The 321-nt window shown below is 56.4% G+C and carries 1 tRNA gene; it reads left to right on the forward strand.

What is annotated here, in order from left to right:
- Positions 1-83 precede the first annotated feature (83 nt).
- Positions 84-160: transfer RNA gene (locus tag I3253_RS20360), tRNA-Met, on the forward strand.
- Positions 161-321 lie beyond the last annotated feature (161 nt).

Here is a 321-nt window from a genome sequence, read left to right on the forward strand (position 1 = left end):
CGATCCGGGCTCGAAATGCGTCCAACGCAAATGCCCGGACACAAGGCCAAAAACACCCCAAAGGGCAAATGGCCAACAAATGTCGCGGGGTGGAGCAGCCCGGTAGCTCGTCAGGCTCATAACCTGAAGGTCGTAGGTTCAAATCCTACCCCCGCAACCAAATTCCAGCGTAATATCAAGCGCTTAAAAGCCTCCCTCACGGGAGGCTTTTTGCGTTCCAACACGCCCGGAAGCACTACGGAAGTGACCTGCCACTGAACTTTCATCCAGCCGCGACCGGAGCCCGGTTTGTGTTTACGCCGATTGGCGCAGGTTGAGCAA

This window comes from Thiosulfatihalobacter marinus (assembly GCF_016019955.1).
Taxonomy (GTDB): Bacteria; Pseudomonadota; Alphaproteobacteria; order Rhodobacterales; family Rhodobacteraceae; genus Shimia; species Shimia marinus_A.